This is a genomic window from Psychromonas sp. KJ10-2, from assembly GCF_047323255.1.
In the GTDB taxonomy this organism is placed as follows: domain Bacteria; phylum Pseudomonadota; class Gammaproteobacteria; order Enterobacterales; family Psychromonadaceae; genus Psychromonas.
Genome location: NZ_CP178827.1, coordinates 3,044,557 through 3,059,342, shown reverse-complemented (window position 1 = coordinate 3,059,342; position 14,786 = coordinate 3,044,557). Strand labels below are relative to the sequence as shown.

Sequence of the window (14,786 nt, the reverse complement as noted above, 5' to 3'; positions counted from 1 at the left end):
TAACAAACAATTAAATTGATCGAAAACTATACTACCTCTCTGAAAGCTTAACTAATACTATCGCCATGTCATTTTATAAATAATCAAAAGAAGGGGATTATTATAAATAATAATCCTTAGTCAGGCCTATTAGAGATCTTGCTCAAGGTTCGTTACGTTTTACCTTCTCTATAGCTTTCAATTAGTAGCACTTGTTAGTAATAACAACGTTAATTTCACCCAAGCAAAATAATAAAGAGTGCTAAAGCACCACAATTCCTGGATATAAGATGTTTAACAACAAGATAAAAAATGAACTAACACAAAGCCAATCACAGCTTAAACAAGCAAACTCAGTTGTTGATTCGATCAAAAATAGTGTACCTACAATTGAATTCACTGCAGACGGAATAATCATTGATGTTAATACACTTTTTTTGGCTATCGCAGGCTATGAAAAATCAGAAGTTGTAGGTATTCACCATTCGAATATGTGTTTCCCCGATTATGTAAAAAGTAAAGATTATCAAACATTTTGGCACACCTTAAAACAGGGGCATTCTAATAAAGGCACCTTTATGCGTAAGCATAAAAATGGCCAGATAATCTGGCTTGAAGCCACTTACTTCCCTATTACTGAAAATGGGCAAGTAACAAAAATAATGAAGATAGCAAAAGATGTAACACAAACTAAAATAGCTTCAATGTCTAAAGAAGCAGTATTCAATGCCTTAGATAAATCACAAGCTATTATTGAATTTACCCCCGAGGGTCATATTCTCACTGCCAATGACAACTTTTTAAATGCCGTCCAATACCCTTTAAGTGCTATCCAGGGGCAACATCATAAAATGTTTTGTGATGATAGCTTTTATCAAGACAACCCAACCTTCTGGGAAGACTTGCAACAGCATCAATTTAAAACAGGGCAATTTCTAAGAAAGGATGCTTTGGGCAATGACCTTTGGCTTGAGGCAAGCTATAACCCGATTGTTGACCAAAGTAATAAAGTGATTAAGGTGATTAAGTTTGCCAGTAACATTACGGAAAACATCCAACGTGAAGCTTTAGTAAAACATGCTTCGATGGTAGCGCATGAAACTTCATTGGAAACAGTAAATATGATTAATCAAGCCTCCGAGATGTTAACCACTTCAGTACAAACATCAGCCGATATTTCTCATCGAACGATTAAAACGACGGAGCAAATAGATATACTAAGTGAACAAGCGAGTAATATTCAAGCGATTGTTTCTACGATTAAAAGTATTGCAGAACAAACTAATTTATTAGCCTTAAATGCGGCAATTGAGGCAGCGAGAGCTGGTGAGCAAGGTCGAGGCTTTGCTGTTGTTGCCGATGAGGTTCGACAACTCGCTTCACGCACCGCTGAGTCTACGAAAGAGATCTCTGATGTAGTTGCTAATAATCAAGAGGTCACTGAAAAGGTACAACAAGGGATTAATGCAGTGGCAGAGCTTGCTGAAAAAGGACGAGAACAGATTTCTCATATTGAAAAGGTAATGAATGATATACAGCTTGCAGCACACAATGTCTCTGAAACCGTTGATAGCCTGAATAAAACTTAGTTAAGGTAGTTAGCCAACACGCTATTCTTAAGATCAAAATAGCGTGTTCTATAACATTGAGTTAGTGTGATTGATATAAACAGCCTGACTTAAATAGCGCCATTATTAAGTATTCGACTTGGTCACATCAACATATACTTGGATCTTCTGCCCAATCTTAATATATTTACTATTTTTAATTTTATTCCAACGCACTAAATCAGCTGTTTTAACTTTAAATTTCTGCGCAATGCCACCTAACGAATCACCAGATCGAACATGATAAGTCACCTTTCTAGTGATATTTTTATTTTGATTAATCGCTAGTGTTGGCACGGCCTTCCAAATCGTTAGCTTTTGTCCTAAACGCAGCGTCTTTTTAACATTAAACCCATTCCACTTAGCAATTTGCTTGGAGGTAACTTTATACTCTTTGCTGATATCCCATAGCGTATCCCCTTCAACCACCTTGTGAATCACTTTTTTATTGGTGGTTGCTGTAGTGGCAGCTATTTTTTCATACTCTTTAGCTTGTAAAGCTAAGCTCTGCTGTTGCTCTTTAGTTGCAATTGGGATCAATAATGCTTGGCCAACTTTAATAAATGAACTATCTAAATCATTAATCTGTTTTAGCACACGAGTTGTGGTTTGTTTTTTCTGAGCAATAACACTCAGGCTATCACCCGACCTCACTAAATAACGATCCCAACGAATACGTTGGCTTTTATCTATTTTAGCCAGCTTATTTGAGAACTGCTGCGCAATCGCCGTTGGCAATAACAGGCGGTGTGGCCCTTCAGGAGAGGTTGCCCAATGATTAAAGGCAGGGTTTAATAGTTGTATTTCAGAAACACTTAATTCAGCTAATTCAGCAGCATAAGCTAAGTCCATTTGTGAGCCAATATCGACATAGGTAAGTGCTTGAGTATTAGGAATATGCGGTAGCTTTATACCGTAAGCTTCATGGTTACGTAGAATATCAACTAATGCTAAGAATTTAGGCACATATTTTTGTGTTTCTTTAGGTAAAGACAAGCTCCAGTAATCCACTGGTTTACCTGCTTTTTTATTTTTTCGAATCGCTCTCTCTACTCGTCCTTCACCAGAATTATACGCGGCAAAAGCATATAACCAATCTTCCCCTAAATATTTATGCAGCACTTGCATATAGTTCAATGCGCCACGTGTTGAGGCATAAACGTCTCTTCGGCCGTCATACCACCAATCTTGTTGTAAACCGAAACGTTGCCCAGAAGTTGGCATAAACTGCCATAAGCCTGATGCACCTGCAGGTGAATAGGCAAATGGGTCAAAAGCACTTTCTACAATCGGTAATAACGCCAATTCAAGTGGTAAATTGTTGTTTTCGATTTGCTCGACGATCAACCACAGAAAAGGCTCCGCGCGCTTTGACACTCGTTGAAGATAAGCAGGATGTTTTAGGTAATAATCACGCTGCGCAGTAACACGAGGGTTATCAGGCACCTCAAATTGAAACCCTTCTGCTAGTTTTAACCAAAGGTTATCGTAGTGCCTCTCTGCAAAGGGAATTTCAATATCAACACTTTTAGTGACGCTAGTGTGTTTTACTACGCCACTAGCGCTTGCTACTTGAGTATTATCTAAAACATTGTCGTTAGATAGCTCAACAGGGGCTGTTGTTTGTAATGAAGTGCTTTGACAAGCACTCAGGAGAAAGGTAAAAAATATAGAGAAAAACAATTTCATTGTTGAGCCATTTTCAAAAAAGTAGGCCGTGTATTCTATGTGCTTTTCTCTATTGAATCAAAAATGATCTTTATGGGTACGTAAAGCCTTGAATAATCCTTCTCCGGCAGTGATTGGCTCTGCCAAAATAGCCTGCACATTGGCTAATAAATCAGGATCATCATAACGGAAAAATGGATTTATTCGTTTTTCCTGTGCAATACTAGTTGGAATGGTTGGTACCCCCTGCTGTCGTAATTTGCTCACTTGCTTTATATAAGCAATAAGATCTTGGTTATTCGGATCCACTGCTAAAGCAAAAATAAGGTTATTTTGCGTGTACTCATGCGCACAATAAACTTGAATATTATCATCCAAGCCTCTTAAGCGAGATACCGCTTGGTACATCTGCTCTTTTTTCCCTTCAAAAACGCGCCCACATCCACCTGAAAATAAAGTATCACCACAAAATAGTAACTGATCGTTATAAAACACAATATGATCGAGTGTGTGCCCTGCCACTTCCCAAACGTTTAAGGTTAAACGTCCATCTAATAACGACACTTGATCATTTTCTTTAACCAATGTTGCCCCAGCAAAAAGCGCTTCTTTACTAAAAATTTTAATTTCAGGGTTATCCGCAATTAACTCATTCACGCCACCAGTATGATCATGGTGGTGATGGGTAAGCAGAATCGCTTCAATAGTCAGGCTTTGTGCAGATAATATTTCTAATACAGGGGTTGCGTCACCGGGATCAACAACAACACAGCGTTGACTTTGACTATCTTTAACAAGCCAAATATAGTTGTCATCAAAAGCAGGTATAGTTAATACAGTAAACATAATTAATCTCAACTTTTTCAGTTTAGGGGTGAAAACAGATGAAAATAGCAAAAACGTCACGTAAGTTAGCACCTATCACAGACTGGTTACAACTTAGTAATGGACGTTACTTACAAGCACAAACCCAACATTTGGTAGACAATACAGTCTCACATTGTTTTGGCTATCATCTATTAAAGTTAGGTCATTTAAGCACACAATTAAAAACCAATAAATGCCCTATTCGCCATCAAATTAATTGTGCTCAAGATGGTGAAGATATTGGTTTACGAAGTGACTTACATCATTTGCCGTTTCAGAATGCCACCATTGACTTATGTATTTTGGTTCATGAGCTCGACTTCTCTAGCGACCCTCATCAGCTGTTACGTGAAATAGACAGGGTATTAACACTGGATGGAATATTAATCATCAGTGGCTTTAACCCTTACAGTTTATTTGGCTGCCGCTCACTGCTCTCTTCAAAAAGTGAACATACGGCTCGTTTATTCGCACCAAACCGAGTCATTGATTGGTTGCATTTATTAGGCTTTGAGATCAAACAAAAACAGCACTTTGATTACATTTCACCACAACCCAAAAATGCCGTATTAGCCTTGATAGAAAAAATAGGTCGACAATACCTCTCTACCTTTTGCAGCATTTATTTTATTGTCGCCAAAAAACAATGTACGCCCATGACACCAATTAAAACAGGTTTTAAATTTAACAAACCGATCATCAATCGTCGCCTGGTTGCCACTAAACAATCACACTCTAAAACGCAATCTTAACCATCAAACCCTTGGTCTACCTGGGTAGGGTTTGCTTCCGCAGCTTCTCGAGCTAAGTCATCACATCGCTCATTTTCTGGGTGCCCCGAATGCCCTTTAACCCAATGCCAGCGTACTGTATGTTTTTCTTGAGCGGCGTCTAATGCTTTCCATAGATCTACATTTTTAACTGGTGCTTTAGCTGCTGTTTTCCAACCACGTTTTTTCCAATTATGGATCCATTGTGTGATCCCTTGGCGAACATACTGACTATCTGTAGTGATATCCACTTCACAAGGCTCAGTTAAACTCTCTAGTCCTTTGACACATGCAAGCATCTCCATTCGGTTATTGGTGGTTCTCTCATAACCAGCAGACAACTCTTTGCGATGCTCATTAAAAATTAAAATAGCGCCATAGCCACCTGGACCAGGATTACCAAGACATGAACCATCTGTATAAAGTTGGATTTTTTCATTATTACCATCACATAAATTTGTTAGACTAGTACATTAATACTCAGCAAATTAAGCAGAGCAAACTGCGCAACAACTATAAATAGAGATGGCTATGAACACAAGTAAACTCACCCGACAAGTTGTATTAGATACTGAAACCACAGGTATGAATAAAGATGGTCAGATATACGTAGGGCATCGCATTATTGAAATTGGTTGTGTGGAAGTGATTAATCGCCGCTTAACGGGTCGTCATTACCATGTTTATATTCAACCGGATATGCTTATTGATCCAGAAGCAATGGCAGTACATGGTATCACTGATGAATTTCTATATGACAAACCACGCTTCGCAGAAATAGCAGATGAATTCATCGACTTTATTAAAGGAGCTGATTTAGTTATCCATAATGCGCCCTTTGATGTTGGCTTTATGGATCAAGAATTTCGTTTTTTAAATAAAAAGACACAACCGACTGCAGAAATCTCTACTATTACCGATACATTAGAGATGGCTAAAAAAATGTTTCCTGGTAAGCGAAACAATTTGGACGTGTTATGTGACCGTTATGGTATTGATAATAAGCACCGTGTCTTACACGGAGCATTATTAGATGCTGAGATCCTTGCTGATGTTTACCTATTAATGTCAGGCGGACAGAAAGACCTTAATCTAGCAAATAATGAATCAGGCAGTAACGATACCGGACGACGCTTACGTCACACTTCGTCTCCGCTACCTATTATTCATGCAAATCAAGAAGAGTTAACAGCCCATGAGTCTCGATTAGACTTAGTGGCGAAATCAGGGAGTTGTTTATGGCGGTAATCAATAGTAAATGGATAGCAGTTGTAGGCTTAATATTTTCAGCATTCAGTGCCATGGCACACACAATTTATGCGCCTAATGACATATCTTTACTAGATAATCGTTTCAGAATAGATCCCAAGACCGAACAAGTGACTATTATACTTAACCATGCTGCGCATTCACAAAAGGTAGTGTTGGTTAAACCGGATGGCAGTAAATGGTATGCTCAACGCCACCCTGAAGATCAAGTCGCTTGGGTTAATAACCGTAACCAAGATATTATTACCGTGCAAAACCCCATGCCAGGTCCATGGCAAGCCATTGCCACATTAAATGGTGATAACCGTATTCAATTATTAAGTCCAGTCAAACTAGAAGTTAAAAAGCTACCGCTTAAAGTATACCAAAAAGAATTTCTCACCACTTATGTGTCATTAATGAATGACGGTAAGGTAATGACTGACAAGGATTTTTTACGTAGTGCTCGACTAACTGCTACCTTAGTTAATGACAACCAAGACCTTATCTCACTTTATCAAGATAACGGTGAATACTACGACTCTTTACCTTTTGATGGGGAATTAACCACGCATATATTCATGGATCTTGATCCAGGGCGGTATCTGTTAAGTGTTAAAACTAAGAACAATATTTTTACACGAGGATACAATGCTGACATTGTTGTATTCCCTCAACCGATTACCTACCATATTCAACAAGTTGACAACAAAAGCGATGATGCACATTTTATCTTTAATATTGACACATCTGAGATCGATCCTAACTCGGTAATTGTAGATGGAATGCTCACCAACCCAACTTTAAACACTAAAGAACAATTATTAATACACTTTAGCGACCAAACCATTACTGAAAACAGTATTTCTATCAAAAAAACGCTCCAACATAATGCATATACGTTCTCAGGAACGGTTTTTGCCAATACCTTAGATGGTCGTGAAATTAGCTTTGTTTTACCTGAATATCAATTTCAGCTTGAAGAACCGGAGCCAACGGTTGCCCCAACACCATCAACAACCGAAGTATCAGCACCAGTTGATACTGCACAACAAGCTGATGAGCCGTTAATTGAAATAGAGCAAGAAACAGACAGTGGATTTCAATATTTATGGGTAATCGTTTTAGTACTTATTGTTTTAATTGTTATTACTGTTGCGCTGGTGCTATTTTTCCTTAAGAGAAAACAGAAAAAATTACTATCTGAAGGAGAGTTATCACTGGACACTCTTTCTTTAGATGAGCTAAAACCATTAGAAATGGATGAAAATAAAGTTAAAAAATAAACGCTATGGCGATAAAAACAGCAGTTAGACCTTTTACCTTGTAAATATTGTGTTTTTTTTGTTTTTCGTTATTGACTCAGTACCTGCAACTCCGTATTATCTGCGCCTCAACAGAGTTGCATATTATGTAACGTTGATTTTTCTGGAGTGGTAGTTCAGTTGGTTAGAATACCGGCCTGTCACGCCAGGGGTCGCGGGTTCGAGTCCCGTCCACTCCGCCAATACTTATTTTATAAATATGTTTTGGCCACTATTTTCTAGAAAAATCTAAATGTTGAACTGATGATTATCACGTGGAGTGGTAGTTCAGTTGGTTAGAATACCGGCCTGTCACGCCGGGGTCGCGGGTTCGAGTCCCGTCCACTCCGCCAACTCATCTTTAAATAGATGGTAGATAATTATCAAAGCTTGAACTGTAATACTCCAGTGGAGTGGTAGTTCAGTTGGTTAGAATACCGGCCTGTCACGCCGGGGTCGCGGGTTCGAGTCCCGTCCACTCCGCCAACAGTATTATATAAAAGCTTATTGGTTTATTTCACCAATCATTAATTTGAAAAAGAGATAACTGTAACACACTCGTGGAGTGGTAGTTCAGTTGGTTAGAATACCGGCCTGTCACGCCAGGGGTCGCGGGTTCGAGTCCCGTCCACTCCGCCAACAGTGTGTTAAATCGTGATCACAACGATTAAAAAGTGATAAAAATAACTGGTCCGTCCCGCCACCGATTAATATCGAAAAGAGACATAACTGTTATACACTCGGAGGAGTGGTAGTTCAGTTGGTTAGAATACCGGCCTGTCACGCCGGGGTCGCGGGTTCGAGTCCCGTCCACTCCGCCAACAGTGTATAAACGTTTACCTTTCAAATATTTCTTCTATTTATAATATAAAATCCAAACATTATATTTATCTATATTTTAATAAATTATCTAACACAGCATTCTTTTATCTATTATTAACTCCCGTTAAATAGACAATAAAAAAACGCCGAAGCGCTTAATTAATACTAGTGTTGATTCTTATAAAATTATGAATAAGTTAAATCGTTAAGGTCACCCAATCCCTTTGGCTCTAAACTCAGGCTACTTTTAGCTTTAGGTTGCACGTCAGCTTCAACAAAATTACCTTTATCCAATTTAAATTTAAGTGCTAAGTTAGTCGGAGAATCAGAGTTTTTAATCGCCTCTTGCTCACTGATTAAACCTTCCTTCACTAAATCGAATAAAGCACTGTCAAAAGTTTGCATTCCTAACTCTTTAGACTTTTCCATCACCTCTTTTAAGCTTTCAAAGTGCCCGCGTTTTACCATGTCTCGAATGGTTAATGTGCCCATCATGACTTCAATGGCAGCACAACGTTTACCATCAATGGTGGGAATTAAACGTTGAGAAACAAAGGCCCTCAAGTTATTACCTAAATCCATTAATAACTGTGCACGTCGCTCTTCGGTAAAAAAGTTAATAATACGGTCAATCGCTTGGTTTGCATTATTTGCATGCAGTGTAGATAACACTAAATGCCCCGTTTCAGAAAAAGCTAATGCATGCTCCATGGTTTCAGTATCACGTATTTCACCGATTAAAATAACATCAGGAGCCTGTCTTAGTGTATTTTTCAGCGCAGCATGAAAACTTCGGGTATCAACCCCTACTTCTCTTTGATTAATAATGCTTTTTTTATGTCGATGAACGAACTCAACGGGATCTTCAATGGTTACAATATGCCCAGATGAGTTTTCATTACGGTGATCAATTAAAGCCGCTAGTGAAGTCGATTTACCTGACCCCGTCGCGCCAACAAACAGTATCAAACCATTTTTAGCCATCACTACTTTTTTTAGTATTTCAGGTAACCTTAAATCAGCAAACTTAGGAATATTAATTTTAATATTACGAACAACAATAGAGACGTCATTGCGCTGTTTAAATATATTGACACGAAAACGCCCTATTCCACCGATAGAAATAGCTAAATTCATCTCTAAAGTATGTTCAAACTCTTCTATTTGCTCAGGATCCATAATGTCATAAGCAATAGCCTTAACATCACCTGGCTTAAAAGATATTTCACTTAGTGGAATCAATTCTCCTTGAAATTTAGCTGAAGGAGGCGCGCCCGTTGCTAAATAAAGGTCAGAACCATCTTGTTCGGATAATTGACTCAACATTGTATTAAATTCCATCACTGTACACCCACCTTAAATATTCCATTATTTTTTATTTTTGTTGTTTTAATAATTTACTACTTATCAGCTCACGCTACCATGTAAATGAGTATTAAATTACCTGTAAATGATAAGTCATTGATAAATAATTAAATAGCTTAAAAATTTAGATATAAACTCATAAAACAAGTTCTATAATCCCGTCTTAATTTTAATTTTAGATGCTTATTTAAAATAGTGATCTACTTATTAAATTTTTTTAACGATTCCCATCAAAAAATAATCTTAGCTCACAAAAATAATTCAATAGATAACTATTGTGATTAACAGCTCATTTTTTATTCAACAAAACATGATCTAGCTCTGCATCACTCCATAGATAAACAAAAAAATTAACATACTATTAACAGCGACTTGACGAAATGGAAGATTTTTTCTTTAGCAATGCAGTTAAGTGATTAAAAGTGAAAGTTTATTTTAGGTTTTAAAGTGATCCTTTTAAATACATAAATAAAGCTCATTCTTAGTCCCTTTTCTGATTAATAACATTAAGGAGAATAACAGTGAGTTTTGAAAATGAAGAAAAAGCAAAAGGGTATTGGGATGAAAACCTCAAGCTAGTACTCAAGCTATTAGCTATTTGGGCATTTGTCTCATTTGGCTGTGGTGTATTACTCGTTGATATATTAAATGAATTCAGCTTCATGGGATTTAAATTAGGGTTTTGGTTCGCTCAACAGGGCTCCATCTACGTCTTTTTACTGTTGATTTTTGTATATGTAAAAGGCTCAAACGCTCTCGACAAAAAATATGGTGTTGACGAATAACAAGGAGTTATAAAGATGGATGTTCAAACATTAACCTATATCGTAGTTGGCATTACCTTTGCACTTTATATTGGCATTGCAATTAAATCACGAGCAGGATCAACCAAAGAGTTTTACGTTGCTGGAGGAGGGGTTCCACCGGTTTTAAATGGGATGGCTACCGCCGCAGACTGGATGTCAGCTGCTTCATTTATCTCACTTGCTGGGATAGTCTCTTTTGTTGGTTATGATGGTAGTGTGTATATCATGGGCTGGACCGGTGGGTATGTATTACTTGCTTTATTAATGGTTCCTTACCTTCGTAAATTTGGTAAATTTACCGTCCCTGACTTTATCGGTGACCGTTACTACTCTCAATCAGCACGCACTGTTGCCGTTGTCTGTGCAATCTTCATTAGTTTTACCTATATAGCCGGTCAAATGCGTGGTGTAGGCGTAGTATTCTCTCGCTTCTTAGAAGTAGATGTTGATACTGGCGTATATATCGGCATGTGCGTGGTATTTTTCTATGCCGTGTTAGGCGGCATGAAAGGCATTACTTATACACAAGTAGCACAATACTGTGTGATGATTTTTGCTTTCATGGTACCTGCTGTTTTCCTTTCCATCATGATGACAGGGCATATCTTCCCGCAACTAGGTTTCGGTGCTGAGTTACTTGACGCAACGGGTAATAGCTCGGGTGTCTATTTACTTGATAAGCTTGATGGGCTGTCTACAGAGTTAGGCTTTGCACAATATACTCAAGGCTCTAAAGATATGATTGATGTGCTGTTTATTACCGGTGCATTAATGTTTGGTACCGCTGGTTTACCGCATGTAATTGTACGTTTCTTTACTGTTCCAAAAGTAAAAGATGCACGAAGTTCTGCTGGGTGGACATTATTGTTTATCGCGATTATGTACACCACTATTCCAGCACTTGCCTCTTTCTCTCGTGTAAACATGATTCAGTCAATTAATGGTCCAGAAAGCCAAGGTGTCCCCCATGCTGAAGCGCCAATTTGGATTGAAAACTGGGAGAAAACAGGGTTAATCAAATGGGATGATAAAAATAACGACGGTAAAATGTTCTACTCAAATACAGAAACAAATGAGATGAATGTAGACCGCGATATTATCGTATTGGCAACTCCAGAAATGGCAAATTTACCTGCATGGGTTATTGCATTAATGGCTGCGGGTGGTTTAGCAGCTGCATTATCTACTTCAGCAGGCCTGCTACTAGTTATTTCAACGTCTGTTTCACATGACTTACTGAAAAAGAACTTAATGCCCAATATTTCCGATAAAAAGGAGCTTATGTATGCGCGGATAGCCTCTGCAGCAGGTATTATCATGGCCGGTTACTTTGGTATTAATCCGCCAGGCTTTGTGGCTGCGGTGGTTGCAATCGCCTTTGGTCTTGCCGCTTCCTCTTTATTCCCAGCGATCACTATGGGTATTTTCTCTAGAAAAATGAATAAAGAAGGTGCTATCGCAGGGATGTTAGCTGGTTTATTGTTTACAACGGTTTATATCGTTTACTTTAAATTTATTAACCCTGCAGGTAATGTCTCTGAAAACTGGTTATTTGGTATATCACCTGAAGGTATAGGTATGCTAGGTATGGTGGTTAACTTTGCAGTAGCTATCTTAGTCTGCAAAATGACAGCGCCAACACCACAAGCTGTGGTTGATATGGTCGAGTCTATTCGATTCCCTAAAGGAGCAGGTGAAGCACAAGAGCATTAGAGTAATCTCAATTTAAAGCGCTTCGGCGCTTTTTTTAACAAAAAATAACCGACATAAACTTGAGATGAATAAGGAAAAGGCAGATATGGATAATAGCGAGCTTCAACCCATTTTTGACTTTATGCGCAAGTTAGCCCCTTTTGATATGCTCCATGAACAAACCATTAAACAATGCTGTAAAGCATTAACTATTGTGTACTACAGCAAAGCACAGAAGCTAGTACATGTGGATACTAATGAAGCACAACTGTATATCGTACGTAGTGGGGCTTTTGAAGTCAGTACTCAACAAGGTGAATTGATTGATCGAATAGGAGAGGGACAATTTTTTGGTTTTAGCGGCATGCTTTCAGGAGAAAAGGTCGTTAATCAAGTGCATATTTTAGAAGATGGATTGGTATATCACCTACCCGCGAAAATATTTGATCAATTACGTGCCGATTGTTATCAATTTGACCGTTTTTTTAATCGCGCCTTTGCAAAACGATTACGTGACCAAGGCTCTTTAAATCGCAGCGCTATTAATACCGCACGCATTACCAATATCATGTCTAAACAACTGACCACTATTTCACGCAAGGCCAGTATTCATGAAGCCGCACTATTAATGGCCAATCATCGCTTATCCTCGTTGGTGGTCGAAGAAAATGGTCAATTATGTGGTATTTTAACAGATCGAGATTTACGTAATCGTGTATTAGCTAAAGGTTTAGATGGCAATACATTGGTTACTACAGCCATGACCAAAGACCCAGCAACCATTGAAACTGATTCTCTTATTTTTGAAGCGATGCTAAAAATGAGTGAAAACAATATCCACCACTTACCCGTGATGAGTGAAAATCAACCTATTGCGATGATTACCAGCACCGACCTCATTCGAAGCCAAAGCTCACAACCTTTATTATTAATTGGGCAGATACAACGCCAACCAGACCTTGAGTCTTTAATCCAAGTCAGTCAAAAAATACCAGATTTATTATATAACTTGATCAGTAGTGATGCCAAAGCTAGTGAAATAGGCCGGATATTAACCTCAGTAACAGATGCCTTAACGCGTCGTTTAATTTCATTAAAACAACAGGATATTGGCCCCGAGCCGATGCGTTTTTGTTGGTTATCCTTTGGTTCTCAAGGACGCCAGGATCAAATGGCAGGCTCAGACCAAGATAATGCGCTAATACTAGAAAAAGAAACCAATGAACAAGAGGCTAAATATTTTAAGCAGCTGTCTGAATATGTTTGTAGTGCATTGAACGAGTGTGGCTTCCCTTTTTGCCCAGGCAATATCATGGCACAAAATCCAGAATGGCAACTCTCGCTACAGCAATGGTTACAACAGTTTTCTCAATGGATAAAAACGCCAGATCCCACTGCGTTATTACACGCTTCTATCTTCTTTGATATGCGCCCTATTTGCGGTGATATACGTTTGTTTGAGCAATTACAAAAGAGTGTACTAAGTCGAACTTGCAACAATGATATTTTCATTGCTGCAGTGAGTCAAAATGCGCTGCAATCAACACCACCATTAGGCTTTTTCCGTAGTTTTGTGCTTGAACGAGATGGTAGTGAAGTAAAAGGTATCGACCTTAAACATAAAGGTAATGCGTTAATTAATGATATTGTTAGAGTATATGCATTATCAGCTGGTATCGAAGAAGTGAACACTAACAAACGGATTCAAAGCTTAATTAAACAGTCTGCTATTGATAAAGAGTTAGCCATGAATTTATTAGATGCTTGGGAGTTTATCGCCCATAAACGCCTCATCAATCAAGGGCATCAATTTGACCACGCACAAACAGTTTCAAATTACATTTTACCCGACAGCCTTTCCTCTCTAGTAAGGCATCAACTTAAGGATGCTTTTAAAGTGATTTATGAGGCGCAAAGTACCATAAAACTAAAATTCTTAAGGCAGTTTTAATGTTTCAGCAATGGCACTTACAGTACAAATTAAAACGGCTTATTAACAACACTAAGTCCAATAAACCCACTCACTTAAAAACACATTATCAATATCTCTTAACCCAACTACATCAGCCAATCGTCAACCTTAACTTATTAGCCTTAGACATCGAGATGACGGGGCTAAATCATAAAAAAGATGAGATGGTAAGTATTGGTGTTATCCCCATTATAAACGGGCAAATTAAACCTAAATATGCGCAATATAAGCTACTAAAAATTCAAGGTAGTGTTGGACAGAGTGCCACTATTCATGGGGTACATGATAGAGATTTAACAGAAGCCTTAGCGACCTCAGAAATTGTAGAGTGGTTGTTGCAACAATGTCAGGATAAAGTGCTGGTTGCTCATCATGCATTACTTGATATACAGTTTCTAGAGCAGGCTTTATTAAAGTTAGGGATGCCAATACAACAACTCTTTGCCATTGACACCTTACAGCTAGAAAAACAGCGTTTAAACCGGAAAAATCAATATATAAAAAATGGCGAGTTAAGATTAAATGCCTGTCGAGAGCGTTACCACCTACCAATTTATTCAGCACATAATGCCTTAACTGATGCGCTTGCTTGCGCAGAATTACTATTAGCTCAACTTAATAAAATGGGTGGTTTAGACAATATTAAACTGCAGGATATTCTGAGAAAGTATTAAAAAACAATAAAA

At 38.2% G+C, this 14,786-nt stretch carries 12 protein-coding genes and 5 tRNA genes; 13 read left to right on the top strand and 4 right to left on the bottom strand.

Annotated elements, in window-relative coordinates:
* Positions 1-269: 269 nt before the first annotated feature.
* Complete coding sequence (locus tag ACLKL2_RS14885; RefSeq protein ID WP_413692326.1) at positions 270-1,568, top strand: methyl-accepting chemotaxis protein; 1,299 nt, start codon at positions 270-272, stop codon at positions 1,566-1,568.
* Between the two features lie 105 nt (positions 1,569-1,673).
* Here the strand turns inward: ACLKL2_RS14885 and ACLKL2_RS14880 are convergent, their stop codons facing one another.
* Complete coding sequence (locus ACLKL2_RS14880) at positions 1,674-3,275, bottom strand: LysM peptidoglycan-binding domain-containing protein (RefSeq protein ID WP_413692325.1); 1,602 nt, start codon at positions 3,273-3,275, stop codon at positions 1,674-1,676.
* Between the two features lie 57 nt (positions 3,276-3,332).
* Positions 3,333-4,100, bottom strand: a complete 768-nt coding sequence (gene gloB / locus ACLKL2_RS14875; protein ID WP_413692324.1) for a hydroxyacylglutathione hydrolase — start codon at positions 4,098-4,100, stop codon at positions 3,333-3,335.
* 38 nt (positions 4,101-4,138) lie between these two features.
* Between gloB and ACLKL2_RS14870 the strand changes: the two genes are divergently transcribed.
* Positions 4,139-4,873 carry a class I SAM-dependent methyltransferase gene (locus ACLKL2_RS14870; RefSeq protein WP_413692323.1) on the top strand — a complete coding sequence of 245 codons (735 nt, stop codon included), beginning with the start codon at positions 4,139-4,141 and terminating at the stop codon, positions 4,871-4,873.
* Here ACLKL2_RS14870 and rnhA read toward each other — a convergent pair.
* Positions 4,870-5,322: a ribonuclease HI gene (gene rnhA / locus ACLKL2_RS14865; protein ID WP_413694337.1), complete on the bottom strand. Its 453-nt coding sequence runs from the start codon at positions 5,320-5,322 to the stop codon at positions 4,870-4,872. The genes ACLKL2_RS14870 and rnhA overlap by 4 nt on opposite strands.
* Before the next feature lie 100 nt (positions 5,323-5,422).
* Here rnhA and dnaQ point away from each other — a divergent pair, with 100 nt between their 5' ends.
* The 7 genes from dnaQ (at position 5,423) to ACLKL2_RS14830 (ending at position 8,264) form a co-directional block, all read left to right on the top strand.
* Positions 5,423-6,139 (top strand): DNA polymerase III subunit epsilon, encoded by a 717-nt coding sequence (gene dnaQ, locus ACLKL2_RS14860; RefSeq protein ID WP_413692322.1) that lies wholly within the window; start codon positions 5,423-5,425, stop codon positions 6,137-6,139.
* Positions 6,130-7,425 (top strand): hypothetical protein, encoded by a 1,296-nt coding sequence (locus tag ACLKL2_RS14855; protein ID WP_413692321.1) that lies wholly within the window; start codon positions 6,130-6,132, stop codon positions 7,423-7,425. Before dnaQ ends, ACLKL2_RS14855 begins: the two co-directional genes overlap by 10 nt.
* A 144-nt stretch (positions 7,426-7,569) precedes the next feature.
* Positions 7,570-7,646 (top strand) — tRNA-Asp (locus ACLKL2_RS14850).
* A gap of 74 nt (positions 7,647-7,720) precedes the next feature.
* Positions 7,721-7,796: transfer RNA gene (locus ACLKL2_RS14845), tRNA-Asp, on the top strand.
* A gap of 57 nt (positions 7,797-7,853) precedes the next feature.
* Positions 7,854-7,929 (top strand) — tRNA-Asp (locus tag ACLKL2_RS14840).
* A 76-nt stretch (positions 7,930-8,005) separates the two neighbouring features.
* Positions 8,006-8,082 (top strand) — tRNA-Asp (locus tag ACLKL2_RS14835).
* 106 nt (positions 8,083-8,188) lie between these two features.
* Positions 8,189-8,264 (top strand) — tRNA-Asp (locus tag ACLKL2_RS14830).
* Positions 8,265-8,451: 187 nt separating this feature from the next.
* Here ACLKL2_RS14830 and ACLKL2_RS14825 read toward each other — a convergent pair.
* On the bottom strand, positions 8,452-9,606 hold the full coding sequence (locus ACLKL2_RS14825) for a PilT/PilU family type 4a pilus ATPase (RefSeq protein ID WP_113817613.1): 1,155 nt from the start codon (positions 9,604-9,606) through the stop codon (positions 8,452-8,454).
* 545 nt (positions 9,607-10,151) lie between these two features.
* Between ACLKL2_RS14825 and ACLKL2_RS14820 the strand changes: the two genes are divergently transcribed.
* The 4 genes from ACLKL2_RS14820 to ACLKL2_RS14805 all read left to right on the top strand — a co-directional run bounded on the left by ACLKL2_RS14820 (position 10,152) and on the right by ACLKL2_RS14805 (position 14,774).
* Entirely contained in the window at positions 10,152-10,415 is a 264-nt protein-coding gene (locus tag ACLKL2_RS14820; RefSeq protein ID WP_113817614.1) for a DUF4212 domain-containing protein, read from the top strand.
* 15 nt (positions 10,416-10,430) lie between these two features.
* Positions 10,431-12,149, top strand: coding sequence for a sodium:solute symporter family protein (locus tag ACLKL2_RS14815; protein ID WP_113817615.1), 1,719 nt, complete (start codon positions 10,431-10,433; stop codon positions 12,147-12,149).
* Positions 12,150-12,234: 85 nt separating this feature from the next.
* Positions 12,235-14,079, top strand: a complete 1,845-nt coding sequence (locus ACLKL2_RS14810; protein ID WP_413692320.1) for a DUF294 nucleotidyltransferase-like domain-containing protein — start codon at positions 12,235-12,237, stop codon at positions 14,077-14,079.
* On the top strand, positions 14,079-14,774 hold the full coding sequence (locus ACLKL2_RS14805) for an exonuclease domain-containing protein (protein WP_413692319.1): 696 nt from the start codon (positions 14,079-14,081) through the stop codon (positions 14,772-14,774). Before ACLKL2_RS14810 ends, ACLKL2_RS14805 begins: the two co-directional genes overlap by 1 nt.
* Positions 14,775-14,786 lie beyond the last annotated feature (12 nt).